The organism is Scandinavium manionii, assembly GCF_024764775.1.
In the GTDB taxonomy this organism is placed as follows: Bacteria; Pseudomonadota; Gammaproteobacteria; order Enterobacterales; family Enterobacteriaceae; genus Scandinavium; species Scandinavium manionii.
Map to the genome: position 1 here is coordinate 1 of NZ_JALIGC010000035.1, position 26272 is coordinate 26272.

General features: G+C 56.4%; 23 protein-coding genes and 1 pseudogene. 17 read left to right on the forward strand and 7 right to left on the reverse strand.

The annotated features are described in order from the left end of the window. Positions 1 to 116, reverse strand: a pseudogene (locus MUU51_RS22285) (hypothetical protein); the annotation flags it as partial. Between the two features lie 17 nt (positions 117 to 133). On the opposite strand from MUU51_RS22285, the gene MUU51_RS06255 reads away from it, so the two are divergent. Together MUU51_RS06255 and MUU51_RS06260 are read left to right on the forward strand one after the other, a co-directional pair. Then, positions 134 to 712: a TRAP transporter large permease subunit gene (locus MUU51_RS06255; RefSeq protein ID WP_258967531.1), complete on the forward strand. Its 579-nt coding sequence runs from the start codon at positions 134 to 136 to the stop codon at positions 710 to 712. Positions 713 to 882: 170 nt separating this feature from the next. Continuing rightward, positions 883 to 2346: a mannitol dehydrogenase family protein gene (locus MUU51_RS06260; RefSeq protein ID WP_258967365.1), complete on the forward strand. Its 1464-nt coding sequence runs from the start codon at positions 883 to 885 to the stop codon at positions 2344 to 2346. Between the two features lie 47 nt (positions 2347 to 2393). Here MUU51_RS06260 and MUU51_RS06265 read toward each other — a convergent pair whose 3' ends face one another. Together MUU51_RS06265 and ydfG are read right to left on the reverse strand one after the other, a co-directional pair. Beyond that, positions 2394 to 3080 carry a GntR family transcriptional regulator gene (locus MUU51_RS06265; RefSeq protein ID WP_159768275.1) on the reverse strand — a complete coding sequence of 229 codons (687 nt, stop codon included), beginning with the start codon at positions 3078 to 3080 and terminating at the stop codon, positions 2394 to 2396. Positions 3081 to 3173: 93 nt separating this feature from the next. Next, entirely contained in the window at positions 3174 to 3923 is a 750-nt protein-coding gene (gene ydfG / locus MUU51_RS06270; RefSeq protein ID WP_258967366.1) for a bifunctional NADP-dependent 3-hydroxy acid dehydrogenase/3-hydroxypropionate dehydrogenase YdfG, read from the reverse strand. Positions 3924 to 4446: 523 nt separating this feature from the next. Here ydfG and guaD point away from each other — a divergent pair. From guaD to MUU51_RS06300, 6 genes are all read left to right on the forward strand, one after another. After that, positions 4447 to 5775, forward strand: coding sequence for a guanine deaminase (gene guaD, locus MUU51_RS06275; RefSeq protein ID WP_159768281.1), 1329 nt, complete (start codon positions 4447 to 4449; stop codon positions 5773 to 5775). After that, positions 5772 to 7190: a xanthine dehydrogenase small subunit gene (xdhA, locus tag MUU51_RS06280; protein ID WP_258967367.1), complete on the forward strand. Its 1419-nt coding sequence runs from the start codon at positions 5772 to 5774 to the stop codon at positions 7188 to 7190. Before guaD ends, xdhA begins: the two co-directional genes overlap by 4 nt. Then, a complete protein-coding gene (gene xdhB / locus MUU51_RS06285; protein WP_258967368.1) occupies positions 7180 to 9543 on the forward strand; it encodes a xanthine dehydrogenase molybdopterin binding subunit in 2364 nt (787 codons plus the stop codon). The genes xdhA and xdhB overlap by 11 nt, the downstream gene beginning before the upstream one ends. Beyond that, positions 9533 to 10306, forward strand: coding sequence for a xanthine dehydrogenase accessory protein XdhC (gene xdhC / locus MUU51_RS06290; protein WP_258967532.1), 774 nt, complete (start codon positions 9533 to 9535; stop codon positions 10304 to 10306). The genes xdhB and xdhC overlap by 11 nt, the downstream gene beginning before the upstream one ends. A gap of 32 nt (positions 10307 to 10338) precedes the next feature. After that, entirely contained in the window at positions 10339 to 12384 is a 2046-nt protein-coding gene (gene dcp / locus MUU51_RS06295; protein ID WP_258967369.1) for a peptidyl-dipeptidase Dcp, read from the forward strand. Between the two features lie 503 nt (positions 12385 to 12887). Further along, positions 12888 to 13295, forward strand: coding sequence for a hypothetical protein (locus tag MUU51_RS06300; protein WP_258967370.1), 408 nt, complete (start codon positions 12888 to 12890; stop codon positions 13293 to 13295). A gap of 278 nt (positions 13296 to 13573) precedes the next feature. On the opposite strand, the gene mgtS is transcribed toward MUU51_RS06300, so the two are convergent. Together mgtS and ftrA are read right to left on the reverse strand one after the other, a co-directional pair. Beyond that, positions 13574 to 13669 (reverse strand): protein MgtS, encoded by a 96-nt coding sequence (gene mgtS, locus MUU51_RS06305; RefSeq protein ID WP_110508261.1) that lies wholly within the window; start codon positions 13667 to 13669, stop codon positions 13574 to 13576. Between the two features lie 112 nt (positions 13670 to 13781). Next, complete coding sequence (gene ftrA / locus MUU51_RS06310) at positions 13782 to 14774, reverse strand: transcriptional regulator FtrA (RefSeq protein WP_258967371.1); 993 nt, start codon at positions 14772 to 14774, stop codon at positions 13782 to 13784. Positions 14775 to 14856: 82 nt separating this feature from the next. Here ftrA and MUU51_RS06315 point away from each other — a divergent pair, with 82 nt between their 5' ends. From MUU51_RS06315 to zinT, 8 genes are all read left to right on the forward strand, one after another. Continuing rightward, complete coding sequence (locus MUU51_RS06315) at positions 14857 to 15252, forward strand: rhodanese-like domain-containing protein (protein WP_159768302.1); 396 nt, start codon at positions 14857 to 14859, stop codon at positions 15250 to 15252. Between the two features lie 146 nt (positions 15253 to 15398). Continuing rightward, a complete protein-coding gene (locus MUU51_RS06320; protein WP_159768305.1) occupies positions 15399 to 16502 on the forward strand; it encodes a cobalamin-independent methionine synthase II family protein in 1104 nt (367 codons plus the stop codon). Positions 16503 to 16834: 332 nt separating this feature from the next. Beyond that, the gene (urtA, locus tag MUU51_RS06325; RefSeq protein ID WP_159768308.1) at positions 16835 to 18106 is read left to right on the forward strand and encodes an urea ABC transporter substrate-binding protein; all 1272 of its coding nucleotides are present in this window, start codon (positions 16835 to 16837) and stop codon (positions 18104 to 18106) included. Between the two features lie 97 nt (positions 18107 to 18203). Continuing rightward, positions 18204 to 19769: an urea ABC transporter permease subunit UrtB gene (gene urtB / locus MUU51_RS06330; protein ID WP_258967372.1), complete on the forward strand. Its 1566-nt coding sequence runs from the start codon at positions 18204 to 18206 to the stop codon at positions 19767 to 19769. Further along, a complete protein-coding gene (gene urtC, locus MUU51_RS06335) occupies positions 19769 to 20842 on the forward strand; it encodes an urea ABC transporter permease subunit UrtC (RefSeq protein ID WP_258967373.1) in 1074 nt (357 codons plus the stop codon). The genes urtB and urtC overlap by 1 nt, the downstream gene beginning before the upstream one ends. Further along, on the forward strand, positions 20842 to 21639 hold the full coding sequence (gene urtD / locus MUU51_RS06340; protein WP_110508254.1) for an urea ABC transporter ATP-binding protein UrtD: 798 nt from the start codon (positions 20842 to 20844) through the stop codon (positions 21637 to 21639). Before urtC ends, urtD begins: the two co-directional genes overlap by 1 nt. A 9-nt stretch (positions 21640 to 21648) precedes the next feature. After that, positions 21649 to 22347, forward strand: a complete 699-nt coding sequence (gene urtE / locus MUU51_RS06345) for an urea ABC transporter ATP-binding subunit UrtE (RefSeq protein WP_258967374.1) — start codon at positions 21649 to 21651, stop codon at positions 22345 to 22347. 70 nt (positions 22348 to 22417) lie between these two features. After that, the gene (zinT, locus tag MUU51_RS06350) at positions 22418 to 23056 is read left to right on the forward strand and encodes a metal-binding protein ZinT (RefSeq protein WP_159768317.1); all 639 of its coding nucleotides are present in this window, start codon (positions 22418 to 22420) and stop codon (positions 23054 to 23056) included. Positions 23057 to 23111: 55 nt separating this feature from the next. On the opposite strand, the gene MUU51_RS06355 is transcribed toward zinT, so the two are convergent. Beyond that, positions 23112 to 24011: an SDR family oxidoreductase gene (locus tag MUU51_RS06355; protein ID WP_258967376.1), complete on the reverse strand. Its 900-nt coding sequence runs from the start codon at positions 24009 to 24011 to the stop codon at positions 23112 to 23114. A gap of 98 nt (positions 24012 to 24109) precedes the next feature. On the opposite strand from MUU51_RS06355, the gene MUU51_RS06360 reads away from it, so the two are divergent. Further along, a complete protein-coding gene (locus tag MUU51_RS06360) occupies positions 24110 to 24946 on the forward strand; it encodes a helix-turn-helix transcriptional regulator (protein ID WP_159768323.1) in 837 nt (278 codons plus the stop codon). 7 nt (positions 24947 to 24953) lie between these two features. Here the strand turns inward: MUU51_RS06360 and ydeE are convergent, their stop codons facing one another. Next, on the reverse strand, positions 24954 to 26147 hold the full coding sequence (ydeE, locus tag MUU51_RS06365; protein WP_159768326.1) for an efflux MFS transporter YdeE: 1194 nt from the start codon (positions 26145 to 26147) through the stop codon (positions 24954 to 24956). Positions 26148 to 26272: the final 125 nt, after the last annotated feature.

Below are 26272 nucleotides of genomic sequence, written 5' to 3' on the forward strand. Positions count from 1 at the left end.
TGCTTTGTTGTAGTTACGCCAGTTGGTGACTTTAAACTTCTGCTTTGCCATGGGACGACCCGTGTTGCCGGATGATGCGTGATCTGATCCTTTAACTCAGCAAAAGTTCGATTTATTCAACAAAGCCCTGGGGATCTTTACGACGACGGAGGCAGGGGCATTTATTGTTTTCTATTCATTCATTATTGGTCGCTATGTTTATAAGGCATTAGATAATGCTGCATTGTGGCAGGTGCTAAAAGAAACGATCAGAGATATCGGTGTCGTTATGTTGTTGATCATGTCCGCAGCGATTCTCGGGCATATCACCATCCTCGACCAGATCCCCCAGCAACTGGCGGAAACCATCCTGCAAATTACTGAAAATCCTTATGGAATACTGTTCTTGTTGTTAGCATTCATTATGGTTGCAGGGATGTTGTTTGACGGCAGTGTCATTATTTTATTACTTACGCCAATCCTTTTACCTATTGCCATCGATGCAGGGTTTGACCCGATACATTTCGGACTCATATTTGTGGTGCTTACTCTTTTGGGGGCAAATACACCACCTGTCGGAATATGTATGTATACGGTGTGCGGAATTCTCGATTGCAGTTCTGTGGCATTTGTTAAAGCGTCGATCCCGTATTTAATTGCATTTCTTTTGTTCGTACTGATGTTGGTGTTTTTTCCATCCATCACGCTTTTTTTACCGCAAGTGCTGATGTGACAACTCAGATGGAGTGACTGAAGGCTGTAGCCCGTCGGATTAGAGAAGGATTTCCTGCCGGTTGCGACCCTTCTTGTATGGTAGTTGATGGAAATCAAAGATGTCATACCAATTGCATGAGAGGTTTACATCTTCAGGTTCGATGATGTTTCACTAAAATGAGCAACCACATGAATAATCATTTATTGAAAGCCAAAGCCACATTACCCGCATACGACCGCACCAGACTCGTACCCCGCATCGTGCACCTCGGCTTTGGTGCATTTCACCGCGCACATCAGGCCGTTTATACCGATATTTTAGCTCAGGAGCACAACAGCGACTGGGGTTACACAGAAGTGAACCTGATTGGCGGTGAGCAGCAAATCGCTGACCTCAAGCGTCAGGATAACTTGTATACCGTGGCAGAGATGTCCGCTGATGCGTGGACAGCCCGTATCGTAGGTGTCGTGAAAGAAGCCCTCCACGCCCAGGTCGACGGCCTCGAAACCGTGCTGGCAAAACTGTGCGAGCCGCAGGTGGCGATCGTGTCGCTGACCATCACCGAGAAAGGCTACTGCCACTCTCCGGCAACCGGCGAACTGAATCTCAGTCACCCGATGATCGCCGCCGATCTACAAAACCCGCATCAGCCAACGTCTGCACCGGGCGTAGTGGTCGAAGCACTGGCCCGTCGTAAAGCGGCAGGGCTGGCGCCTTTTAGCGTGATGTCCTGTGACAACATGCCGGAAAACGGTCATGTACTCGGGAAAGTGGTGCGTGCCTATGCGCGGGCGTTGAACAGCGAGCTGGCCGAGTGGATCGAACAGAACGTCACGTTCCCGTCGACCATGGTTGACCGCATCGTGCCTGCCGTCACCGCTGAAACGCTGGAAAAAATCGAAGCCATCACCGGCGTGCGTGATCCGGCGGGCGTGGCGTGCGAGCCGTTCCGCCAGTGGGTCATCGAAGACAATTTTGTCGCCGGGCGTCCACAGTGGGAAAAAGCCGGGGCCGAATTGGTTTCCGATGTCATCCCGTTCGAAGAAATGAAGCTGAGAATGCTAAACGGCAGCCACTCCTTCCTCGCGTATCTGGGGTATCTGGCGGGCTATCAGCATATTAACGACTGCATGGAAGACGAAAACTATCGTCGCGCCGCGCACGCGCTGATGCTGAAAGAGCAGGCTCCGACCCTGAAAGTGAAGGGCGTTGATCTGGGCCGCTATGCAGACCTGCTTATTGCGCGCTACAGTAATCCGGCGCTGCGTCACCGCACCTGGCAGATTGCCATGGACGGTAGTCAGAAACTGCCGCAGCGTATGCTGGATTCCGTCCGTTGGCATCTGGCGCATAACAGCGATTTCTCACTGCTGGCGCTGGGCGTAGCGGGCTGGATGCGCTATGTCGACGGGACCGACGAGCAAGGTGAAGCGATTGAAGTATGCGATCCGCTGCTCAGCACTATTCAGACCGTGGTGAAAAACAGTGAGCAGGGCGAAGCCCGCGTGAAAGCGCTGCTGGGTATCGAGGCCATCTTTGGAAATGAGCTGCCGCTGGTAGGGAAATTTGTCTCGCAGGTGACAAATGCCTATCTGTCTCTGCTGGAGAAAGGGGCTAAAGCCACCGTGGCTGCCTTTGCTGAAAAGCTGTAAATGCTGATGCCCGGCGGGCGTTGCTTGCCGGGCTTGCTAACATGTCATTATTCTTCGCTAAACCACTCGCCATTTTCCTGACGAATCAACAGCACGGATTCACTGATCTCCTGCAGATGAACGGTCATCGCTTTGTCGACCGCCTCCACATCGCGTTTTTCTAGCGCGCTAAAAATATCCTGATGCTGGCGCAAAAGCATTTCCGGAGAGGAAACGTGATCGAGACTCATATAACGCACGCGGTCGATGGCGGCTTTAATGTTCTCGATGGTGTCCCAGGCGAGCTGGCAGTCGGCAATCTGCGACAGAAGTTGATGAAATTCATCGTCGAGCTGGAAGAAATCATTATGCTGCTGGCGATCAATGGCGATCCGCTGCTGGTGCAGGTTTTGCTCCAGCTGATAACACTGGGCGTCGGTAATCATTGCCGCCGCCCGGCGGACCACCGCGCATTCGATGGCCTGGCGCACGAAGCAGCCGTTGCGCACCTGGGAAAGAGAGATTTTATTCACGTAGCTACCGCGCTGCGGGCGAATCTGAATCAGCCCGTTCTCGGCCAGCTTGATAAAGGCTTCACGCACCGGTTGGCGCGAAACGTCAAAGCGAACCGAAACCTCTTTCTCGGACAGCGGTGTACCCGGCGCTATCAGGCAGTGCACGATATCCCGGCGCAAAATACGGTAAATTTGCTGGTTCACGGGCTGTGTCGGATTAAGTTGCGATTCTGCGGCCATTGCTCTTTCTTCATTGCGGGGTAAGTGCGCTATTTTACGCTGAATATGACGCTACGCCCAGTCCGGCCCGCAGGCCGGATGGAGTAGAATCGCTTAGCCCTGACGATGAATGCTCAGGCCAGCAAAGGACTGGCTGACGGGCATCATTTCGAGGGTATTGATGTTGACATGTTTTGGCAGCGTTGCCACCCACCACACGGCTTCGGTCACGTCTTCCGCAGAAAGGGCGCTGGTATTTTCATACGTTTTCTCGGCTTTCGCGTCGTCACCTTTGAAGCGCACGTTTGAGAACTCAGTGCCGCCCACCAGGCCCGGCTCAACATCGGTCACGCGAACGGCGGTGCCGTGCAGGTCGGTGCGCAGGTTCAGGCTGAACTGGCGAACGAACGCTTTGGTCGCGCCGTAAACGTTGCCGCCCGCGTACGGCCAGCTCCCGGCAGTAGAACCGATGTTAATGATATGCCCGCAGTTGCGCTCAACCATGCCCGGTAGCACCGCGCGGGTCATATACACCAGCCCTTTGTTGTTGGTGTCGATCATGGTTTCCCAGTCATCCGCGTCGGCTTTATGCGCAGGCTCCATGCCCAGCGCCAGCCCGGCGTTATTGACCAGAATGTCGATATTGCGCCATTCAGCAGGGAGGTTAACCATCATATCTTCGATAGCTGCGCGGTTACGCACGTCGAGCTGCGCGGTCAGAACGCTATCGCCCAGTTCTTCTTTCAGTTCCTGCAGACGCTCATGACGGCGTCCGGTGGCAATAACTTTATGGCCATTGGCGATGAAACGGCGGGTGATGCTCTCACCAAACCCGGCGGTCGCTCCGGTAACAAGTACAATCATTCTTCCTGTTCCTCAATGCGTTAACTGTTGCCATACAATACCACGCGTGGTCGGGCTTCGGGAGCGGAACTTTGCAACCTGTTGTACCACTTTAAAGCCCCCGTCACCGTGCGCAAAAACGGTGCAACTGCTTCAGCGTTGTGCATCGTTTTACGCAGCCGTTTCTGTTTTCGCCAATGTTCAGAGGAATATTTATGCAAGGAAACCGATTGCCAGAATAAGCAAACGGTTGCGAGCTGAATAATATTCAGTTTGTTGCGCAAATGAATGAATAATTAATAACGCACTGAAATATAACGGAAATAGAAAAAATAAAGCTGGCATTCTGTTTGCAATACTATTCTGACAATACACCTGCATATACCCAAAATAATTCGAGTTGCATCGCGACGGCAATCGAACGAGTCCCGATGAGCTTACTCAGGTAAGTGATTCGGGCGAGTAAGAGCAGACAACAAAGATGCAGCTTGAAGTATGACGGGTATAAATAACCCGGACCCAACCGGGATAAGAAGAGGTCAGAATGGTCGACTATCGCCACGCGCTGCGCGGGCGCTTTTTTGATATTGCCGCAACGGCTGATAGCCCTGAGGAAATAGCCCGTCAGGCGCGCTACGTTGACGACGGCCTGATGTTCATCGCAGAAGGGCGCATTGCCGCGCTGATGAGCTGGGAAGAAGGGCAGTCAATGCTCAAACAGCCGGACGACTGGGTCGATCTGCGCGGCAAGCTTATCGTGCCGGGGTTCGTCGATACCCATCTGCATTATCCGCAAACAGAAATGATCGGCGCATTTGGTGAACAACTTCTCGAATGGCTGACCACCTACACTTTCCCGGTGGAAAGTCAGTACGGCAACGCCGGACACGCGGCGCAAATGTCAGCATTCTTCCTCAACCAACTGCTCTCGAACGGCACCACCACTGCGCTGGTGTTTGGCACCGTGCATCCGGAATCGGTCGACGCGCTGTTTGCCGCCGCGGCACAGCAAAATATGCGTCTCATCGCCGGGAAAGTGATGATGGACCGCAACGCGCCCGACTATTTAACCGAAACCGCTGAGCAGAGCTATCAGCAAACCCGTGAGCTCATCCTGCGTTGGCACAATCATCAGCGTCTCGGCTACGCCATTACCCCGCGTTTCGCGCCAACCTCAACGCCAGCGCTGCTTGAAGCGGTGCAGCGGCTGCGCGAAGCGTTTCCGGACACCTGGCTGCACACCCATTTGAGCGAAAACCCGCAGGAAATTGCATGGGTGAAAAGCCTGTGGCCGGAACATGAAAATTATCTCGACGTCTACCACCACTACGGCCTGACCGGCAAACGCAGCGTATTCGCCCACGCCATTCACTTACAGGATGCGGAATGGAATTGCCTGCACGACAGTGATTCAGCGGTGGCGTTCTGCCCGACCTCGAATCTGTTCCTCGGCAGCGGCCTGTTCCGTCTGCAAACCTGCTGGCAGAAGAACGTGAAAATGGGCATCGGCACCGACGTTGGCGCCGGAACCACGTTCAACATGCTGCGCACGCTCGGTGAAGCCTACAAAATTGGTCAGTTGCAAAGCTACAAACTGTGCGCCAGCGAAGCGTTTTATCACGCCACCCTCGGCGGCGCGCGGGCGCTGTGTCTCGATGAGCACATCGGCAATTTCAGCGTCGGCAAAGAGGCGGATTTTGTGGTGCTGGACCCGGCGGTTTCGCCGCTTCAACAGCTGCGCAGCGCCCGCTGCAAAGATATTTACGAACTGCTGTTCATGCTGATAACCCTCGGCGATGACCGCAATATCGCCCAGACGTGGATCAACGGCGAATGTGCCTGGAACCGTGATGGGCTGGAGGTGGCGGCATGACCCAATTTTTACTCAATCAGCAGCCGGTCACGCTTGAAAACGTCGATCCGAATCTGACCGTGCTGAACTGGCTGCGTAACGACAGGCTGCGCTGCGGCACCAAAGAAGGCTGCGCGTCTGGAGATTGCGGAGCCTGCACCGTGGTGCTCGGCTGCGTGGACGACGGCAAAATTCGCTACCAGAGCGCTAACGCCTGTTTGTTATTAGTGGGCCAACTGCACGGCAAACAATTGCTGACGGTGGAAGATTTGGCGGATGGCGAAGAATTGCATCCGGTACAGCGCACGCTGGCCGGCGGCCATGCCTCCCAGTGCGGGTTCTGCACGCCGGGCATCGTGATGTCGGCCTTTGCCATGCAAAAAAATGGAGCAGCAGCAGACTGCGCATCGGTTGCGCATCAACTGGGGGGAAATCTGTGCCGTTGCACCGGCTATCGGCCAATAGTTGAAGCCGCGTTGAGCATAATGTCTGATTGCTGTGCGGATAAATTTGATGCACAGGCCGCGCTAACGGTGGCACAGCTTCAGGCCCTCGGCGAGCCAACGGATGAACGGCTGTTGATGCCGAAAACGATCGATGCGCTGGCAGAATGCTATGCCCAACACCCGCAGGCGCGACTGCTGGCGGGTGGAACCGATCTTAATTTACGGGTGACGCAGGCGCACCAGCCACACGGCCAGCTGATTTCGCTGGCGCGCGTAGCAGAACTGCGCGGAATCGAACAGCAGGGCAACCGACTGGTGATTGGCGCGATGACCACCCTGGACAGCCTACAGCGTCAATTGAAAGAGACGCTCCCTGCCTTGAGCGAGATGCTCGATCGCTTTGCCTCTCAGCAGGTTCGCAACCAGGGCACGCTGGGCGGCAACATCGCTAACGCTTCGCCAATCGGGGACTGCGCCCCGGCGCTGCTGGCCCTCGATGCACGACTTCGCCTGCGCTGCGGGAGACAAACACGCGACATAGCGCTGATCGATTTCTTTATTGGCTACCGTAAAACCGTCATGCAGCCGGGGGAGTTCATCAGCCATATCCTCATTGATGACGTGACGTTGTCACGAAATATGCGATTGTGGAAAATTTCGAAGCGACGGGAAGACGACATTTCTTCGGTGTTTGCCGCCATTAATCTGGAGGTCTGCGACGGCGTCGTGAGCCGGGCACGCATCGCCTTTGGCGGCATGGCGGCTACGCCTGCCAGAGCCCTGCAATGCGAAGCCGCGTGGATCGGCCGGGCGCTCAATCGTGAGACGCTCAACGCCGCCTGCGCTGCGCTGGCAGCGGATTTCTCGCCGCTCAGCGACGCCCGCGCCAGCGCGGAATACCGCCTGCAGGTGGCGAAAAATCTGCTGAAACGCTATTTCCTGCACATGACGTCTGAACATCTCGTGGAGGTGACTGATTATGTCCGCTAAACCGCCAGCCGTTTCCGAAACGATGCTGAAAGCGCAGTTTCTTGAGCAGTTAAACGGTCGCGTGGGCAAATCCCGCGTGCATGAAAGCGCCGCGCGTCACGTCAGCGGCGCGGCGGAATACATCGATGATAAAACGCCGCTCACCGGGATGCTGCATCTGTGTCCGGTGCTCAGCGACTGCGCCCACGGACGCATTATTCACATCGACATCGCCGCTTGTTTGCAGGTGCCGGGCGTGGTGCGCGTGCTGAGCTGGCAGGACGTACCGGGCGAGCTGGATATCGGGCCACTGGCGCCGGGTGACCCCCTGTTTGCCAAAGAAACGGTGGAATATCACGGTCAGGTGGTGTTGATGATTGCCGCTGAAACGCCCGAATCGGCGCGTGCCGGAGCATTAGCGGCGAAGATAACCATTGAACCGCTGGAAGCGGTGCTGGACGTTGAACAGGCCCTGGCGAAATCGTACTTTGTCGAACAGCCGCACGTTCAGCAACGCGGTGATGCCGATGCGGCGCTGGCCGCTGCGCCACATCGCTTGCAGGGTCAGTTTCATATCGGCGGCCAGGAGCACTTTTATCTTGAAGGCCAGGTGGCGATGGCGCTGCCCGGCGAAGATGGCGCAATGCAAATCTGGTCGTCAACGCAGCATCCGACCGAAGTGCAGAAACTGGTGTCGTCAGTGCTGGGCGTAATGCAAAGCAAAGTGACCGTTGACGTGCGCCGGATGGGCGGCGGCTTTGGTGGAAAAGAGACGCAGGCGGCGGGGATTGCCTGTCATGCCGCGCTGGCGGCGCGGGTGACCGGACGCCCGGCGAAACTACGCCTGGCGCGCCGCGATGACATGCGCATCACCGGCAAACGCCATCCGTTCTTCGTGCGCTTTGATGTGGGCTTCACCGACGAGGGAATGCTGCACGGCGTAGTCATTGATTTGGCTGCCAACTGCGGCTATTCGCTGGATTTGTCCGGTTCAATCTGCGACCGGGCCATGTTCCACGCTGATAATGCGTATTACCTCGGCGATGCCCGGGTCACCGGCTATCGCTGCCGGACCAATCTGGCCTCGAACACCGCGTTTCGGGGCTTCGGTGGCCCACAGGGCATGGTCGCCATTGAACAAATCATGGATGCCATCGCCCGTCAGCTATCCCTCGACCCGCTGCATATCCGTCGAATTAACGCCTACGGCAGTGAAGGCCGCGACGTCACCCATTATCACCAGCCGGTAAAGCAAAATCTGGCACAAACGGTTATCGGTCAGTTGGCGGACTCCGCGCGCTACGCCGAGCGTCGGGCGGAGATCGTCCGCTTTAACGCCCAAAGCCCGGTGCTAAAACGCGGGCTGGCACTGACCCCGGTAAAATTCGGGATCTCGTTTACCGCCAGTTTCCTCAATCAGGCTGGAGCGCTGATCCTGATTTACAGCGACGGCACGCTACAGCTCAACCACGGCGGCACCGAAATGGGCCAGGGTCTGAACACCAAAGTGGCGCAAATCGTGGCCAACGTGCTGCAAATCCCTCTGGATGCGATTCAGGTCACCGCCACCAGCACCGGAAAAGTGCCAAATACGTCGCCGACGGCGGCGTCGTCCGGAGCGGATCTTAACGGTAAAGCCGCAGAAATCGCCGCCCAGACCCTCAAACAGCGCTTAGTGGAGATGCTGTGTTCGTTGCACCAGTGTAGCGAAGATCGGGTGACGTTTGGCAACGGCGTGGTGCAGGTCAACGAACGCTATTTCAGTTTTGCCGACGTGGCGATGCTGGCATGGCTCAATCAGGTTCCGCTCTCGGCAACCGGATTTTACAAGGTGCCGGGCATTCACTACGACCGTCAGGCCGGGCGCGGCGAACCGTTCTATTACTTCGCCTGGGGTGCGGCCTGTTCCGAAGTCATTATCGACACGCTGACCGGGGAATATCGTCTGTTACGCACCGATATTCTGCACGACGTCGGACAGTCGTTGAACCCGGCACTGGATATCGGCCAGATTGAAGGCGGCTTCATGCAGGGCGCAGGCTGGCTGACTACCGAAGAGCTGAAGTGGGATAACAACGGGCGGCTGCTCACCGACGGCCCGATGAGCTACAAAATCCCGGCGATTAGCGACATGCCTGAGGTGTTTAACGTCTCACTGCTGGAGGCGCACGCTAACAGCAGTGAGACGGTTTATCGCTCTAAAGCGGTGGGCGAACCGCCGTTTATGCTCGGCATTTCGGTGTGGTGCGCGTTACAGGACGCGGTGGCATCGGTGGCAGATTATCGTCGTCACCCGATGCTCGACGCCCCGGCGACGCCAGAACGGGTGCTGGCGGGTGTCACTCAACTGGAGGCGGGCGGTGATGAAAGCTGATGAGTGGCTGGACGTACTGATGTCTTTGCGCGAGCGACGCGTGCCCGCGGTGATTTTGACGTTGTTGCAGGATAAAGGCTCCGTGCCGCGCGAGGCGGGCACCAAGATGGTGGTCAGCCTCGACGAGAGATGGCTGACCATCGGCGGCGGTAATCTGGAATTTCAGTGCATCGCCATCGCACGCGAAATGCTGCACTCCGGCACGCAGACGCCGCGCCAGGAAACGTTCCCCCTCGGCGCGCGTGCCGGGCAGTGCTGCGGCGGTATGACCCAGGTGCTGTTCGAACCCTGGGGACGGCCACAGCCGGAAGTGTACGTCTTTGGGGCCGGGCATGTGGGGCAAGCGCTGGTGAGCATTCTCGCCACGCTGCCGTGCCGGGTGAACTGGGTGGATCAGCGCGAGGCACAGTTTGGCGCGGTACCCGCCGGAGTGCGCTGTCATCACACCGATGACCCGTGTGAAATTGCCCACAATGCGCCGGATAACAGCCTGTTCGTGGTAATGACTCATCATCATCCGCTGGATCTGGCGCTGGCAGAAACGCTGCTGCGACGTGGGCGCTATCGTTATCTGGGCGTGATCGGCTCGCAAACCAAGCGCCAGCGTTTTGATTATCTGCTGGAGGGTAAAGGCATTGCCCGAGATACACTGGATACGATGCGCTGCCCGATTGGCCTGCCGGACGTAAAAGGCAAACTGCCCGCCGAAATCGCCGTAGCGGTGGCGGGGGAAATCATTGCGGTTTATCAAGGGGTTGCCTAATCTAAGGAGAATCCCGTTTTCAGGAGTCCGTGATGAGCAGTGAGAACCCGTTTTTAACCGTCAGCCTGTTGCCTTATCAGGCCCCGCGTTTTGATGCGATTGAGGACGGTCATTACCGTCCTGCGTTTGATGCGGGCCTGCGTCAAAAACGTGAAGAGATCGCGGCAATTGCCGGGAACAGCGCGCCCGCAACGTTCGACAACACCTTCGTGGCGCTTGAAAAAAGCGGCGAGCTGCTGGGCCGCGTCACGTCTATATTTTTTGCCATGACCGCCGCCCACACCAACGACACGCTCCAGCTTCTCGACGAGCAGTTTTCTGCCGAACTGGCGGAATTAGCCAACGATCTGTACCTCAACGAGGCGCTGTTTGTCCGCGTCGATGCCATCTGGCAGCAGCGGGAAACGCTGGACCTGGATGCGGAATCGCGGCGGTTAGTCGAGGTTATCCATCAGCAATTTATTCTGGCGGGGGCGAAGCTTGCGGCAGCGCAGAAAACCGAGCTGCGCACGCTGAACACCGAAGCCGCAACGCTCAGCACCCAGTTTCACCAGCGACTGCTGGCCGCCGCCAAATCCGGCGGTCTTGTGCTTGACTATCACCATCAACTGGATGGCCTCAGTCCCGAAGACATCACCGCTGCCGCCAGCGCGGCCCATGAAAAAGGACTCAACGATCGCTGGCTTCTGCCCTTGCTGAACAGCACCCAACAACCTGCGCTGGCGCAGCTTCGTGACCGACAAACCCGTAAAAACCTGTTCGATGCGGGCTGGTTACGCAATGAGAAAGACGACGGGAACGACACCCGGGCGCTGATTTTGCGTCTGGCCACCGTGCGCGCAAAACAGGCGGCGCTGCTGGGCTATCGCGATTACGCGAGCTGGAGCATGGCTGATCAGATGGCGAAAACGCCGGAAGCCGCATTCACCTTTATGCGTCAGATTGCACCCGCCGCCCGGGCGCGCGCCGAACGTGAACTGGCCGATATTCAGCACGTGATTGATGAGCAGCAGGGCGGTTTTCAGGCGCAAGCCTGGGACTGGAATTATTACGCCGAGCAGGTGCGGCTGGCGCGTTACGATCTTGACGAAGCGCAGATCAAACCGTATCTGGAACTGAACAACGTGCTGACCGACGGCGTGTTCTGGACCGCTTCGCAGCTGTTTGGTATCCGCTTTGTCGAGCGTTTTGATATCCCGGTTTACCACCCGGATGTTCGCGTTTGGGAAATTTTTGACGCCAATGGCGTAGGTCTGGCGCTGTTCTACGGTGATTTCTTTGCCCGTGATTCGAAAGGCGGCGGCGCATGGATGGATAACTACGTGACGCAGTCGACGCTGCTCGAACAGCGCCCGGTGATTTACAACGTCTGCAACTATCAGAAGCCGACGGCGGGCAACCCGGCGCTGCTGAGCTGGGACGATGTGGTGACACTGTTCCACGAGTTCGGTCACACGCTGCACGGGCTGTTCGCCGTCCAGCGTTATCCGACCCTGTCCGGCACGCGCACGCCGCGCGACTTCGTCGAGTTCCCATCGCAAATTAACGAGCACTGGGCTCGCCATCCGCAGGTATTTGCCCGCTTTGCGCGTCATTATCAGAGCGGAGAGCCGATGCCGAAAAATCTGCGTGACAGCATGATGCGTGCCGCGACGTTCAATAAAGGTTACGACATGACCGAGCTGGTCAGTTCCGCGCTGCTGGACATGAACTGGCACACCCAGACGCCTGACACGCTGCCCGATGACGTAGACGCGTTTGAACAGCAGGCAATCCGCAGAGAAAACCTCGATGTGGCCTCTGTGCCGCCGCGCTATCGCAGCAGCTATTTTGCGCATGTTTTTGGCGGCGGCTACGCGGCAGGCTATTACGCTTATATCTGGACGCAAATGCTGGCCGATGACGGCTACCAGTGGTTTGTCGAGGAGGGCGGCCTGACGCGTGAAAATGGTCAGCGATTCCGCGAGGCGATTTTATCGCGCGGCAATAGCAGTGATTTGGAAGCGTTATACCGCGACTGGCGTGGACACGATCCGCTGCCGGAACCGATGCTCATCAATCGCGGGTTAAGCGAATAGTTCCCCATCAGTAAAAAGGAGAGAAGCGATGTGTACCAATCTGTTCGATAACGCCCGGCGCTATGCCGACGAGAAAAAATAATCCAAAGACCCTTCGGGGTCTTTTTTCTTACCTGGGGGCGCAAACTTGCCGGGACGACGTGTGAATGTGTCGACCCGGTAATCGCAGTGCTACCGGGAATGTTTTAGAATACCTGTTAATTGTTATGCTTTAGAATTATCTGGTGCCTTATTTATACAGTTCTTAAAAATAATATCTTTATCCGCAATACACTTTAGATACACCCACTCAACATAACCTAAACTGATAATCCTAATATCTTCTAAATCAAACAGATAAAAAGATATTATTCACTGCTCATCGGATCTGTTCATTGTGCGCATAAATAAATATGATGCTCTGGCACATGACACTCATGCGCAACAAAACGCCCAGCATAAACACGGAATGATAAAAAATACTGAATTGACAGGGGCGTTATTTTAATAATACTCAGGATTGAATGATGAATAAAAAAATAATGATGGTAGCAACAACGCTGGTGGTTGGTGGGATCTTTTCTTTTCCTGCTTCTGCCATTAGTGAAGCCTGGCGTGCACAGCTGGAAAAATCGGGCTGCACACAGGTTAGTGAGGCTAACGGAACGTGTAACCCAACGCTCACCTACAAGCAGAATCAACACGCCCAGGCTCAGAATGGTGTGAAGGGCGACGCACAGGAAACGCGCGATTTAGCACGGAGTATTGACTCCGACATCGCCGGCAAGTATCAGGGACAGGCGGTTGATTATATGCGGGTAACGGGCTGGAAACCGCTGAATGAAGAACAAACCCGCTGGAAGAAATCCGGACACACGGCGGAATTTAATATGAACTCAGCAGGCAAAGTCATGGGCGTGGTGGTGCGTTAAGTCAAGGGCGAAGACCGGACCGTTCGTATAGAAAGCCGCTTCGTTTAGGCTTCATTGACGTTCAGGGTGGTAGCCTGTGAGTATGAGGCAAATAAGGCAAGGACGCGCCCGATTTGCTGAATAATTAAAACACAAATCTATCCATGCAAGCATTTGCCGCCACACCGTTGGCGGTTTTTTTTGTCTTTAATTTCTCGCAACCTGGATAAATGCCAACAAAAAGCCCCTTGTGCGAAAAGCATCAAGGGGCCGTTACGGGTCGGGACTATCAGTGTTCATTAGTCATCCCATTTATGGCTGAAATACGCAGCAAGAAAACCGGCGAATACGATGGTTCCCAAAACTGCCATGAAGACATGCATATTACCCAGCATGACTAACCTCCGTTAATGTTAAAAGCGTACGATAAAATCCTCACTTACCTTAATTAGCCGCGATGAACAGAGAATACCGGAGTCAATCTAAACGAATCGTTAATTAGGTGAATTATTTAGCCACTTGAGTAAATTTTTTGCGAAATGCTTGTGGGCTGAGGGCGAAACGTTGCTGAAAATGATGGCGCAGGGCGCTGGTGGTGCCAAAGCCGTTATTCGCGGCGATATGTTCAACGCTGAGTCGGCTGTCGGTTAAGGCTTGTTGCACGCGCTGTAGCCGTTCATCGAGCAACCAGCGAGCGGGCGTCACACCGGTGGCTTCCTGAAAACGGCGCAGCAACGTGCGCGGGCTCATCCCGACGCGCTGGGCCAGCGATTCCAGGGTATGGGGTTCGGCAAGATGCGCGTGAAGCCAGTCAAATAGCTGCCCGAGGCGTTCGCTTTCCCGGCTGCGTGCCACTGGGCGCTCGAGCTGCTGGGTCTGGCTGCCGTCGCGATGTGGCTGGACGACTAAGCGCCGCGCGACACTGTTGGCGGCATCCAGCCCAAAATCACTGCGGACTACGTGCAGGCATAAATCAATTCCCGCCGCACTGCCCGCCGAGGTCATCAGCCCATCGTCGCCGACGTACAGCACATTTTCCACCACCTGAACGGCGGGGAAACGCCGCTGTAGTTCATCGGTATAACGCCAGTGGGTAGTGGCCTGACGCCCGTTCAACAGGCCGCTGGCCGCGAGTACAAACACGCCTGAACAAATCGACATTAGCCGACAGCCACACTGATGCGCCTGGCGCAATGCCTCACATAATGCCTGCGGCACCGGGGCGTCCGCCCCGCGCCAGCCGGGGATCACGATGGTGTCCGCCTGTTCCAGAAGCGCAAAGCCGCCATCGGCCACAATGCGGATCCCTCCCGTCGCGCGCAGTTCGCCGTCATCCACCGAAGCCACCGCAAAGCGATACCAGTTTTCGCCCAGCTCCGGGCGTGGCAGACCAAAAATCTCGACGGCGACGCCAAATTCAAAGGTGCAGAGGCCGTCATAGGCGAGGGCCACGACCAGCGGGCGAGAAGCGGTTGTCATTATCCTGGCGATTTCTGTCATGTCGGCGGGCGGTGCCTGTCCTGAATTTTTGATGAGATAAGAGGTAACACGACATCCGTTAATACAACAAGAGGGAAATACCATGCGTTATGTCACTGAGATCCAGGCGGCGAGCCCGCAGGACGCCATTGCCCATTTTCAGCGCCGTCTGAGCGTGGAAACTGACTGCGATGATGTGTATTCGGCAACAAAAAGCGGAGAGGTGGATTTTGTGCTGCTGCATGTTGTCGGTTCGCCTGAGACGTTCGCCCGTCGGCATCTGCCCGGCGCGCTGCATCTTCCGCATCGTTATCTCACCGAAGCGCGTTTGCGCGAGTGGCCACCGGAAACGTTGTTCGTGGTCTATTGCGCAGGGCCGCACTGTAACGGAGCAGACAGGGCGGCGCTGAAGCTTGCGCAGCTTGGGCGTCCGGTAAAAATCATGATTGGCGGACTCACCGGCTGGGCGGATGAAGGCCTGGCATTTGCCTCATCATGAATTTTTTTCACGGGTGATGAATTTATCTCGTTTGCCTGCGCCTCTCCCGCATGGCAAGTTTAGGGTATATAGCCATCCAGAAGTCTAAACATTGATTTCGCAATTATCACGTCAGGCAATCAGTTGCCTGACGACAAGGAGAGACCATGTCACGTCACACCGCGCCATACCGCGCCGATATCGTCGGCAGTTTTTTACGTCCGGACAGCATTAAACACGCCCGCCAGCAGTTTGCGGAAGGTGCCATCGACGCGCAGACGCTGCGTGCGGTGGAAGATGAAGCGATCCTCCACGTGGTGCAGCACCAGTGTGATTGTGGCCTGAACGTGGTGACCGACGGTGAGTTTCGCCGCGCGTGGTGGCACTTTGACTTCTTCGACGGTTTACAGGGCGTTGAGCGTTACGATTCTGACAAAGGCATTCAGTTTAACGGGGTGCAAACCAAAGCCCACGGCGTGCGCGTGATTGGCAAGCTCGGTTTCGGCTCGCACCCGATGCTTGACGATTTCCGCTATCTGAAAAGCATCAGCGGCGACGCACAGCCGAAAATGACCATTCCAAGCCCAAGCGTGCTGCATTTCCGCGGCGGTCGCAAAGATATCGATGCCACGGTTTACCCGGATCTGGCCGATTATTTTGATGACTTAGCCACCACCTGGCGCGATGCGATCCGCGCATTTTATGATGCAGGCTGCCGCTATTTGCAGCTCGATGACACCGTCTGGGCATATCTCTGCTCTGATGAACAGCGCCAGCAGGTGCGTGAGCGCGGCGACAATCCGGATGAGCTGGCGAAAACCTACGCCCGGGTGTTGAACAAAGCGTTGGAAGGTAAACCGGACGATTTGACCATCGGACTGCACGTGTGCCGTGGGAATTTCCGCTCAACGTGGATTTCCTCTGGCGGCTACGAGCCGGTGGCGGAAGTGCTGTTCGGCAGCGTTAACGTCGACGCATTCTTCCTTGAATACGATAACGACCGTTCCGGTGACTTCGCGCCGCTGCGCTTTGTGCGTCCGGGCCATCAGCAGGTGGTTCTGGGCCTGATCACCACGAAAAATGGTGAACTGGAAAACCCGGAGGGTGTGAAAGCGCGTCTGGCAGAGGCGGCGCAGTACGTGGCGAAAGAGCAGATTTGCCTCAGCCCACAGTGCGGTTTTGCCTCTACCGAAGAGGGTAACAGCCTGACCGAAGCCCAGCAGTGGCAGAAAGTCCGTCTGGTGACCGAGATTGCCGCTGACGTCTGGTAAGGTTTAACTCACAGGGCAGCGCTGCACCTTTTTAATGCAGTGCTGCTCCTGAATCGGACGTTCCACATACCCTTCGCCCTTCAAGTTACCTCTTTGTTGGCTACGTTCACTCGCCCGAATCACTTACTTTAGTAAGCTCATCGGGACGTATTCTCTTGCCGCCTCGATGTAACTCGAATGGCATAGGGTATTTTCTGCAACGAAAGTTGTAATTCCCCAGTCCACCCGCCTGTTTTCCGTACTTTTTCCCACGTTGGCATCATTCTTGCCTGTCTCCTGACGACTACACCGATGTTTTTAATCCTTGTTGCTGTCTCTTTCAGGAGTGAATCATGCGCCGTCGAACTTTGCTTAAAGCTTTTGCTCTCTCTGCCTCCACGATTGCTCTCGGTTTTAGCGTCAGCGTGTATGCCGCTGACACTATCAAAGTGGGGATTATGCATTCGCTGTCCGGAACGATGGCGATTTCCGAAACGCCGTTGAAAGACGTGGCGTTGATGACCATCGACGAGATCAACGCCAAGGGCGGCGTGCTCGGTAAAAAACTGGAACCGGTGGTGGTTGACCCGGCCTCAAACTGGCCGCTGTTTGCTGAAAAGGCGCGTCAGCTACTGACTCAGGACAAAGTGGCGGCGGTGTTCGGCTGCTGGACCTCAGTTTCGCGGAAATCGGTGCTGCCTGTGTTTGAGGAGCTGAATGGGCTGCTGTTCTATCCGGTGCAGTATGAAGGCGAAGAAATGTCGCCAAACGTGTTCTACACCGGGGCTGCGCCGAATCAGCAGGCTATTCCGGCGGTGGAATATCTGATGAGTGAAGATGGCGGCGAGGCCAAACGCTTCTTCCTGCTCGGCACCGACTACGTCTATCCGCGCACCACCAACAAAATTCTGCGCGCGTTCCTGCATTCTAAAGGTGTGCAGGATAAAGATATCGAAGAGGTTTACACCCCGTTTGGCTACAGCGATTACCAGACCATCGTCGCCAATATCAAAAAATTCTCCGCGGGCGGGAAAACGGCGGTGGTGTCGACCATCAACGGCGATTCCAACGTCCCGTTCTACAAAGAGCTGGCTAACCAGGGCGTGAAAGCGACCGACGTGCCGGTGGTGGCGTTCTCGGTCGGTGAAGAAGAACTGCGCGGGATAGATACCAAACCGCTGGTTGGCAATCTCGCGGCATGGAACTACTTCGAGTCCGTCGATAACCCGACTAACCAGAGCTTCGTCGCGGATTACCGCGCGTATGCCAAAGCCCACAATCTGCCGAATGCGGGCACGGTGGTAACCAACGATCCAATGGAAGCCACCTACGTCGGCATTCATATGTGGGCGCAGGCGGTGGAAAAAGCGGGTACCACCGACGTGGACAAAGTACGTGCGGCAATGGCCGGACAAACCTTCAAAGCGCCGTCGGGCTTTACGTTGACGATGGATGCGACCAACCATCACCTGCATAAGCCGGTAATGATTGGCGAAATCGAAAGCAACGGCCAGTTTAACGTGGTCTGGCAGACCGATAAGCCGGTACGCGCGCAGCCATGGAGCCCATACATTCCGGGTAACGATAAGAAGCCAGATCAGCCAATGAAAATGGCCAGCAACTGAGTGGCATTTTCTCCCTCATCCTGGCCTCCTCTCCCACGGGGGAGAGGGCCAGGGAGAGAGCATCAGACCGCACGATATTCACAAAAAGGAGTCTTTGATGAAACCAGTCCGCTGGCTGCTGTTGGTAGCCTCGCTGTTGCCGTGTTTCGCTCACGCCGGAGACGCGGATGATTTTGTGGCTGCCAACCGAAGCCAGCAGTCGGCCATGCTTGAAAAGTGGGCGGTCGATCCGCAGCCGCAGCGTCTGCCACTGTTACAGGCCCTGAGCGCCGAAAGCCTGCGCAGTGACGCCGCGCATCATGCCTTCAGCATTGAAAGCGGCAAACCGCTGGCCTTAGACGCCACCGTCCAGCCGCAAGGCGACCTCAAACCCGTTCGTCTGACCAACCGTCTGCGCAATCTGGTGGCCGGCGCCCTCGCCACGCATCAACTGGTAAGTGACAACGTCACACTAAGGTTTGCCGCAGCGAAAACCTTGCAACGCGATGCCGGGCCAGAAGTGGTCCCGATGCTGGAAAAACGCCTGAAGGTGGAAACCGACGATGGCGTGAAGCAACAGCTTGAACTCGCGCTGGCTAATTTACAGCTCAGCAGTCCGGATGCCGCGGTGCGTAAACAGGCGATGACCCTGCTCGGGCATTCATCCGACCCGGAAACGCAAGCGCGACTGCAACCTTATACCGATGCCCAACATGAACCCGATGCTACGGTGCGTGCCGCCGCGGTGGAAAGCCTGAAGCAGATCCAGCAGCGTTTATTCTGGGGGGATATTCTCGGCCAGGCATTTATGGGCATTTCGCTCGGCTCGATCCTGCTGCTCGCGGCGCTGGGGCTGGCGATCACCTACGGCCTGCTTGGCGTGATTAACATGGCACACGGCGAAATGCTGATGCTCGGAGCGTACAGCACCTGGCTGGTACAACAGGGGCTAAGCCAGTTTGCGCCGCAGTGGCTGGCATTTTATCCGCTGCTGGCGCTGCCGGTGGCGTTCTGCATCACCGGCGGAATTGGCATGTTGCTGGAGCGGACGATTATCCGCCATCTGTACGGCCGTCCGCTGGAAACGCTGCTGGCGACGTGGGGCATCAGCCTGATGCTTATCCAGTTGGTGCGAATGCTGTTTGGCCCGCAGAACCTCGAAGTCTCTAACCCGGCCTGGCTGTCGGGTGGGATTCAGGCGCTGCCGAATCTCATTCTGCCGTGGAACCGGATTGTGGTTATCGGTTTTGTGATGCTGGTGCTGTTTTTTACCTGGCTCATTCTCAACAAAACGCGGCTCGGCCTACGCGTGCGGGCGGTAACGCAAAACCGTGCGATGGCGGCCTGCTGCGGCGTGCCGACCGGGCGTGTGGATATGCTGGCGTTTGGCCTCGGTTCCGGCATTGCCGGGCTTGGCGGCGTGGCGCTGTCTCAGCTGGGTAACGTCGGGCCGGAACTCGGTCAGGGCTACATAATTGACTCGTTCCTGGTGGTGGTGCTCGGCGGTGTCGGCCAGCTGGCGGGCAGCGTGGCAGCCGCATTTGGCCTGGGGATCTTCAACAAAATTCTGGAGCCGCAAATGGGCGCGGTGCTCGGCAAAATTCTGATTCTGGTGCTGATCATTCTGTTTATTCAGAAGCGTCCGCAGGGGCTGTTTGCGCTGAAAGGGAGGGTCATTGACTGATGAGCCAGCCATTAACCTTAACACTTGCCCGCCGGGCGCCGCGTCTGCTGCGTTGGATTGGCGGCCTGGCGGTACTGGTACTGTTGAGTATGCCGTTTCTGGCGCTGCTTCCGGCCACCCATCCGCTGGCCATTTCGACCTGGACGCTGACCCTGGTCGGCAAAATTCTCTGCTACGCGGTTGTGGCGGTGGCGCTCGATTTGGTCTGGGGCTACGCCGGAATGCTATCGCTGGGGCACGGGCTGTTCTTTGCCCTTGGCGGCTATGCGATGGGTATGTACCTGATGCGTCAGGCCGCGGGCGATGGACTCCCGGCGTTTATGTCCTTTTTATCGTGGAACGAGCTGCCGTGGTTCTGGTGGGGAACGCAACATTTTGCGTGGGCAATGCTGTTGGTGATGCTGGTGCCGGGTCTGCTGGCGCTGGTGTTCGGCTGGTTTGCCTTCCGCTCCAAAATCAAAGGGGTGTATTTCTCGATAATGACTCAGGCGCTGACCTACGCCGGGATGCTGCTGTTCTTTCGTAATGAAACCGGTTTTGGCGGCAACAACGGTTTTACCGGCTTCACCACTATTCTTGGTTTTCCGGTGAGCGCCACCGGCACGCGCGCCGCGCTGTTTCTGGCGACGGTCCTGCTGCTTCTTGCCACGCTGGCGGTGGGTTTCGCGCTGGCACGCAGCAAATTTGGCCGCGTTCTGACGGCGGTACGTGATGCGGAAAACAGGCTGATGTTCTGCGGCTACGATCCACGCGGTTTCAAACTGCTGGTGTGGACGCTATCCGCCGTGCTGTGCGGTCTGGCGGGAGCGTTGTATGTGCCGCAGGTGGGCATTATCAACCCGGGCGAAATGTCGCCGACCAACTCGATTGAGGCGGCAATTTGGGTCGCACTCGGCGGGCGCGGCACCTTGATTGGGCCCATCCTCGGTGCCGGGCTGGTGAACGGCGCGAAAAGCCTGTTCACGGTGGCGATGCCAGAATACTGGCAGCTGTTTCTTGGCCTGATTTTCATCGTGGTGACGCTGTTCCTGCCACGAGGCGTGATTGGCCTGCTGCGCAAAGGAGACAAATGATGCAGCCCGATGAAGGACTTTTTACCCGTCAGCTGCCGGGGGATCGCTTCCGCGAGCAAACGGATCCGGTTTTGCAGCTCGAGAACATCAACGTCAATTTCGACGGTTTCCAGGCGTTAACCAATCTGTCGCTGCAAATTGGCGTGGGTGAATTGCGCTGCGTGATTGGCCCTAACGGCGCGGGAAAAACCACACTGATGGACGTGATCACCGGCAAAACCCGGCCACAAAGCGGCAGGGCGATTTACGATCAATCGATAGATTTAACCACACTGGATTCAATTGCCATCGCTCGGCAGGGCATTGGACGTAAATTCCAGAAGCCGACGGTGTTTGAAGCGCTGAGCGTGGCGGAAAACCTCGAGCTGGCGATGAAGGGCGATAAATCGGTGTGGGCCAGTTTGCGGGCGAAACTTTCTGGTGAACAGCAGGACCGCATCGACGAGGTGTTGCAGTTGCTGCGCCTGGAAGGCGAACGCGCCCGCCGCGCGGGGCTGCTGTCCCACGGACAAAAGCAGTTTCTCGAAATCGGCATGCTGTTGGTGCAGGAGCCGCATTTGCTGTTGCTTGATGAACCCGCGGCGGGCATGACTGATGCTGAAACGGAATACACCGCCGAGCTGTTTCGCACGCTGTCGGGCCGCCATTCGCTGATGGTGGTGGAACATGATATGGGGTTTGTCGAGACCATCGCCGACCGCGTGACCGTTCTGCACCAGGGCCAGGTTCTGGCGGAAGGGTCGCTGCGTGACGTTCAGGCCAACGAGCAGGTGATTGAAGTCTATCTGGGGCGCTAAGGAGGTCGAATGCTACAGGTTCAGGAACTGCATCAATATTACAGCGGTAGCCATATTCTGCGCGGCGTGAGCTTCACTGCACAGCCGGGGGAAATCACCTGTTTACTGGGGCGCAACGGCGCCGGGAAAACCACGTTACTGAAATGCCTGATGGGGCTGATTCCGGCCCGCAGTGGCAGCGTGAACTGGCAAAATCAGGCCATCATGCAGCGTAAACCGCACCAGCGGGTGCAGGCGGGTATGGCGTATGTGCCGCAGGGGAGAGAAATCTTCCCCAGACTCACTGTCGAAGAAAACCTGCTGCTCGGCATGTCGCGATTTTCTGCCCGTGATGCGCGAGCGGTGCCAGAAGAAATTTATCAGCTGTTCCCGGTGCTGCGGGCGATGAAACAGCGGCGGGGCGGTGACCTCTCCGGCGGCCAACAGCAGCAGTTGGCGATTGGCCGGGCGCTGGCGAGTCGCCCGCAGTTGTTGATCCTCGATGAACCGACCGAAGGCATTCAACCCTCGGTGATTAAAGAAATTGGCGAGGTAATTCGCCAACTGGCACGCCGGGGCGATATGGCGATTCTGCTGGTGGAACAGTTTTATGATTTCGCCGCAGACCTGGCAGACCAGTATCTGGTGATGTCGCGTGGCACCATTGTGCAGCAAGGGCGTGGTGAAAATATGGAAGCCGACGGCGTGCGCGGTATGGTCACGATTTGATTGCCCGAAGGGTTGATGTGTTAATTGTTATATTATAACATTTCATTTTTCACATCGACCCGAGGGATTTATGGTGTCTTTTCAACGTTTCACTCTGACTATTCTGGGGCTGCTGGTCAGCAGCAGCGTGCTCGCCCATTCACACGGACATCAGATGAGCGAGGCCGAACAAAAAGCGGCTTCGGGCATTTTTAGCGACGGCGACGTCCGCGACCGTCCGCTTTCCAATTGGGATGGCATCTGGCAGTCGGTCTATCCGCTGTTGCAGAACGGGGATTTGGACCCGGTGTTTAAACAGAAAGCGCAGAAGGACGGCAGCAAAACCGTTGAGCAAATCAAAGCATATTACACGGCGGGATACAAAACGGCCGTCGGAAAAATCGAGATTGAAAACAACGTGATGGCGTTTCATGACGGCGATAAAACGGCGGCGTGTGAATACCGCTACGACGGCTACAAAATTCTGCACTATGCGTCCGGCAAGAAGGGCGTGCGCTATCTGTTTGAATGCACCGACAGCAAAAGTGCTGCACCGACATTCGTGCAATTTAGCGATCACATTATCGGGCCGCGGCAGTCTCAGCATTTCCATATTTTCAGCGGCAATGCTTCACAGGCGGCATTGTTAGAAGAGATGGATAACTGGCCGACGTATTATCCTGAGCAGCTGCATACGCATCAGGTGGTGGATGAAATGTTGCACCATTAAAAGAATGCCCGGTGGCACTGACGCTCACCGGGCAATTTTCAACCGATCGAAAACATTATTTTGTGAACACGGAATAATCCATATTACGCAAATCGTCCATCAATCGAGGGCCTTTCGGCTGCCAGTTTAGCTGCTGGCGCGTCCATTCTCCGCTGGCGCGAAGATCGTGGGTGGCGAATAGCGCGAACCAGCCAAAATGTGCTTCTGCCTGTTCTGCTTTCAGCGACACGCAAGGCACGCCTAATCCTTCCGCAACCACTTCCGCAATCTGGCGGGCGGAAATGCTTTCTTCCGCAACCGCGTGATAGCGTTTGCCGCTTTTGCCTTGCTCCAGCACGTTCACATACAGACGGGCGACGTCATCGACGTGCGCAGCACACCAGCCATTTTCGCCCTCGCCAATATACGCAGCCATGCCCTTTTGCTGGGCGAGAGGGGTGTAATAACTCAGCAGCCCCTGACGTTCGGTGTTATGCACCTGTGGCAGACGCACCACGCGCACGTCAACGCCCGCTGCCAGCTGGATGTTGCCTTCCAGTTCAGACGCTCTACGCGGATTTGGATTGGCCGGGTTGAAGACATCTTCACGCGCCGGTTGGCCGCTATCGTCGTCACCCATGGCGGTGCCGGAGGTAATAATCAATGGGCGAGAGGTGCCTTTTAACACCGAGCCAATGGCGGCGATCACCCGGCGGTCTTTTTCGCAGTTCGCGACGAACTGGCTGAAATCATGATCGAAGGCGGTGTGGATCACCGCGTCGCAGTTTTCGATTCCTGAGAGCCAGCTTTGCGGGTCTTCCAGCGTGCCGCGCTGAGGCGTGGCGCCCGCGTCGGATAATTTACGCGCTGCCTCTTCCGAACGCACCAGACCGGTCACCTGATGACCGCCTGCCAGAAGATTTGACACCACTCGTGAGCCTATAAAACCCGTCGCACCGGTAACAAAAATACGCATAGCCTGTCTCCTGAATGAATTTCAGCGACAGCGTATGTCGTCGTCGATTACTATTAAAGTAGTGACATTATCAGGGTATAAACACTAACAGGTTAATTATGACGCTACTTTCCGATAATCCTTTGGGTGATTTCCTGCGCGCCCGCCGCCTGCGACTCGATCCGGCGTCGTTCGGGTTCATGCCCGGTCGCCGCCGTACGCCGGGCCTGCGGCGTGAAGAGGTGGCGCAGCTCGCCAGCATCAGCCCGACCTGGTACACCTGGCTTGAACAGGGACGCGGTGGAGCACCGTCGCGAGAAGTACTGAACCGCATTGCCGGAGGGCTACGTCTGACTGCACCGGAACGTGACCACCTGTTTATTCTGGCCTTCGGCCATCCGCCAGAAAACCGCCTTAGCGCTTCGGATTCCATGACGCCGCGCCTGCAACGGGTTCTGGACAGTTTCAGTATTCCGGCGATTATCAAAACCGCGACCTGGGATGTTCTGGCATGGAACCGACCGGCGACTGTCGTCCTCAAGGATTATGGTCAACTTCCGCCGGAACAGCGCAATATTCTGCGTCTGCTGTTTACCGATCCGCAAGCCCGGAAAATGCAGGAAGACTGGGACGGCGTGGCACGGCTGATTGTTAATGCGTTTCGGGCAGATGCCGCGCGCTCTGGTGCATCGGAAGAGATTGATCGTCTGGTGGCGGAGCTGTCCGCGCAAAGTGAGGATTTCGCCCGCTACTGGCGTAATAACGATGTGGCCGGACACGGTGAAGGCCTTAAACGTCTGCTTCACCCGCAGCTGGGGCCAATTTCGCTGGAGTTTTCAACCTTCGCGGTGGAAGGGCGGCCGGAGTTGACAATGATGGTGTTCAATCCGGCCAATGACGAGAGTCGGGCAATCATTCAGCGCTGGATTGCGGCGAGCACAATCGGCGCTGAATAATACTGAGTCAGGCCGTTTTCAACGCGCCGTCCCAGGTTTTTACGCGCATGCCGCGCAGGATCATCAGCCATGCCAGCACAATCACCAGCATCATAATGGCAAACAGTGTCCAGGCCGGTAACGAGGTGAGAATTAGCCCGGTCAGCATCGGGTTGGCGGCCGCTCCCAGCCAGCCCAGCGCCTGTGCGGAAAAATAGCTCGCCTTCATGCCTGGCGGGGCGATGTTATCAATCAGCATGTATTCGCCCGGGGCATAAATGATTTCACCGAGAGTAAACACTGCCGCGGCGACACCCCAGTAAATTAAATTCTCGCCTGAGAACATAAAGCCGCCCAGACCCAGCAGGAAGCAAAGCGTGCCAATAGCCATCAGCGGGCGAATGTTATGCGCAGTGATTTTACGTCCGACAATGTATTGCAGGCTGACCACCACCACCGCGTTGACCGGCAGCACCACCGAGACCACTTTTTGCGCAAAATCCGCGTTATCGGCAATCGTCAGCACGTACTGCGAAATACAGGTCGCAAACGAGCCGCCGACGTACGACGCCAGCAGGCCGGAGAGGGTAAACCAGAACAGCGCTTTGTCCTTCAGCAGCACCGACGGCTGCCACACAGTGGCGACTTTCTCTTCATCGCTTTGCGCGCCACGCTGCACGTAAAGCTGAATCAGCACCAGCGGGAAGGCGGCGCAGATGGCGGCCAGCCAGAACGGTAATTGCAGGCTGTACATTACAAGCCAGGTACCAATCGGCGGGCCGACGGTCCACCCCATGTTCAGAAAGCTGTAGTTGAGCGAGAAAATGCGCGCTTTGTCGCTCACGCTCAGTGCGTCGGCAAACCAGGCTTTTAATACCGTCGAAAAGACCGAATAGGCACAGTTGATCAGCGCAAAGAAAAACACCACCAGGGCGACGCTGTGCACGAGCGGAATGGCGATAAACCCGGCGATAAAGGCCACAATGGCGACAATCATGTAGCGTTTTTTATCGAATTTGTCCGCCAGGATGCCAAAGCCAAGGCTGAAAATCACCCCGACGGTGAGGGCCAGCGTCAGGGCATAGCCGATGGCCTCGACACTCATGCCGTACTGGCGCGTCAGGTAGATGGTCATAAAAGGCAGCGTGGCGCCGCGGCCGATGGTTAACAGCAACGACGACGCCAGCAACGCTGAGGTTGAACGTTTTATTGAGGATTTCATGGTTTAGCCCGACAAATTGCTTATGTTATTATTTTGTGTGTAATCACAATTATCACGGCATCCGGGGGCTTGTACAGATCCCAATTTATCCCTAAGTGCCTTGACCACCTGCTAAAAATAATGAT

Coding starts and splice junctions, on each gene's coding strand:
- MUU51_RS06260 (WP_258967365.1), top strand. CDS start 883: ATGAATAATCATTTATTGAAAGCCAAAGCCACATTACCCGCATACGAC.
- MUU51_RS06265 (WP_159768275.1), bottom strand. CDS start 3,080: ATGGCCGCAGAATCGCAACTTAATCCGACACAGCCCGTGAACCAGCAA.
- ydfG (WP_258967366.1), bottom strand. CDS start 3,923: ATGATTGTACTTGTTACCGGAGCGACCGCCGGGTTTGGTGAGAGCATC.
- guaD (WP_159768281.1), top strand. CDS start 4,447: ATGGTCGACTATCGCCACGCGCTGCGCGGGCGCTTTTTTGATATTGCC.
- xdhA (WP_258967367.1), top strand. CDS start 5,772: ATGACCCAATTTTTACTCAATCAGCAGCCGGTCACGCTTGAAAACGTC.
- xdhB (WP_258967368.1), top strand. CDS start 7,180: ATGTCCGCTAAACCGCCAGCCGTTTCCGAAACGATGCTGAAAGCGCAG.
- xdhC (WP_258967532.1), top strand. CDS start 9,533: ATGAAAGCTGATGAGTGGCTGGACGTACTGATGTCTTTGCGCGAGCGA.
- dcp (WP_258967369.1), top strand. CDS start 10,339: ATGAGCAGTGAGAACCCGTTTTTAACCGTCAGCCTGTTGCCTTATCAG.
- MUU51_RS06300 (WP_258967370.1), top strand. CDS start 12,888: ATGATGAATAAAAAAATAATGATGGTAGCAACAACGCTGGTGGTTGGT.
- mgtS (WP_110508261.1), bottom strand. CDS start 13,669: ATGCTGGGTAATATGCATGTCTTCATGGCAGTTTTGGGAACCATCGTA.
- ftrA (WP_258967371.1), bottom strand. CDS start 14,774: ATGACAGAAATCGCCAGGATAATGACAACCGCTTCTCGCCCGCTGGTC.
- MUU51_RS06315 (WP_159768302.1), top strand. CDS start 14,857: ATGCGTTATGTCACTGAGATCCAGGCGGCGAGCCCGCAGGACGCCATT.
- MUU51_RS06320 (WP_159768305.1), top strand. CDS start 15,399: ATGTCACGTCACACCGCGCCATACCGCGCCGATATCGTCGGCAGTTTT.
- urtA (WP_159768308.1), top strand. CDS start 16,835: ATGCGCCGTCGAACTTTGCTTAAAGCTTTTGCTCTCTCTGCCTCCACG.
- urtB (WP_258967372.1), top strand. CDS start 18,204: ATGAAACCAGTCCGCTGGCTGCTGTTGGTAGCCTCGCTGTTGCCGTGT.
- urtC (WP_258967373.1), top strand. CDS start 19,769: ATGAGCCAGCCATTAACCTTAACACTTGCCCGCCGGGCGCCGCGTCTG.
- urtD (WP_110508254.1), top strand. CDS start 20,842: ATGCAGCCCGATGAAGGACTTTTTACCCGTCAGCTGCCGGGGGATCGC.
- urtE (WP_258967374.1), top strand. CDS start 21,649: ATGCTACAGGTTCAGGAACTGCATCAATATTACAGCGGTAGCCATATT.
- zinT (WP_159768317.1), top strand. CDS start 22,418: ATGGTGTCTTTTCAACGTTTCACTCTGACTATTCTGGGGCTGCTGGTC.
- MUU51_RS06355 (WP_258967376.1), bottom strand. CDS start 24,011: ATGCGTATTTTTGTTACCGGTGCGACGGGTTTTATAGGCTCACGAGTG.
- MUU51_RS06360 (WP_159768323.1), top strand. CDS start 24,110: ATGACGCTACTTTCCGATAATCCTTTGGGTGATTTCCTGCGCGCCCGC.
- ydeE (WP_159768326.1), bottom strand. CDS start 26,147: ATGAAATCCTCAATAAAACGTTCAACCTCAGCGTTGCTGGCGTCGTCG.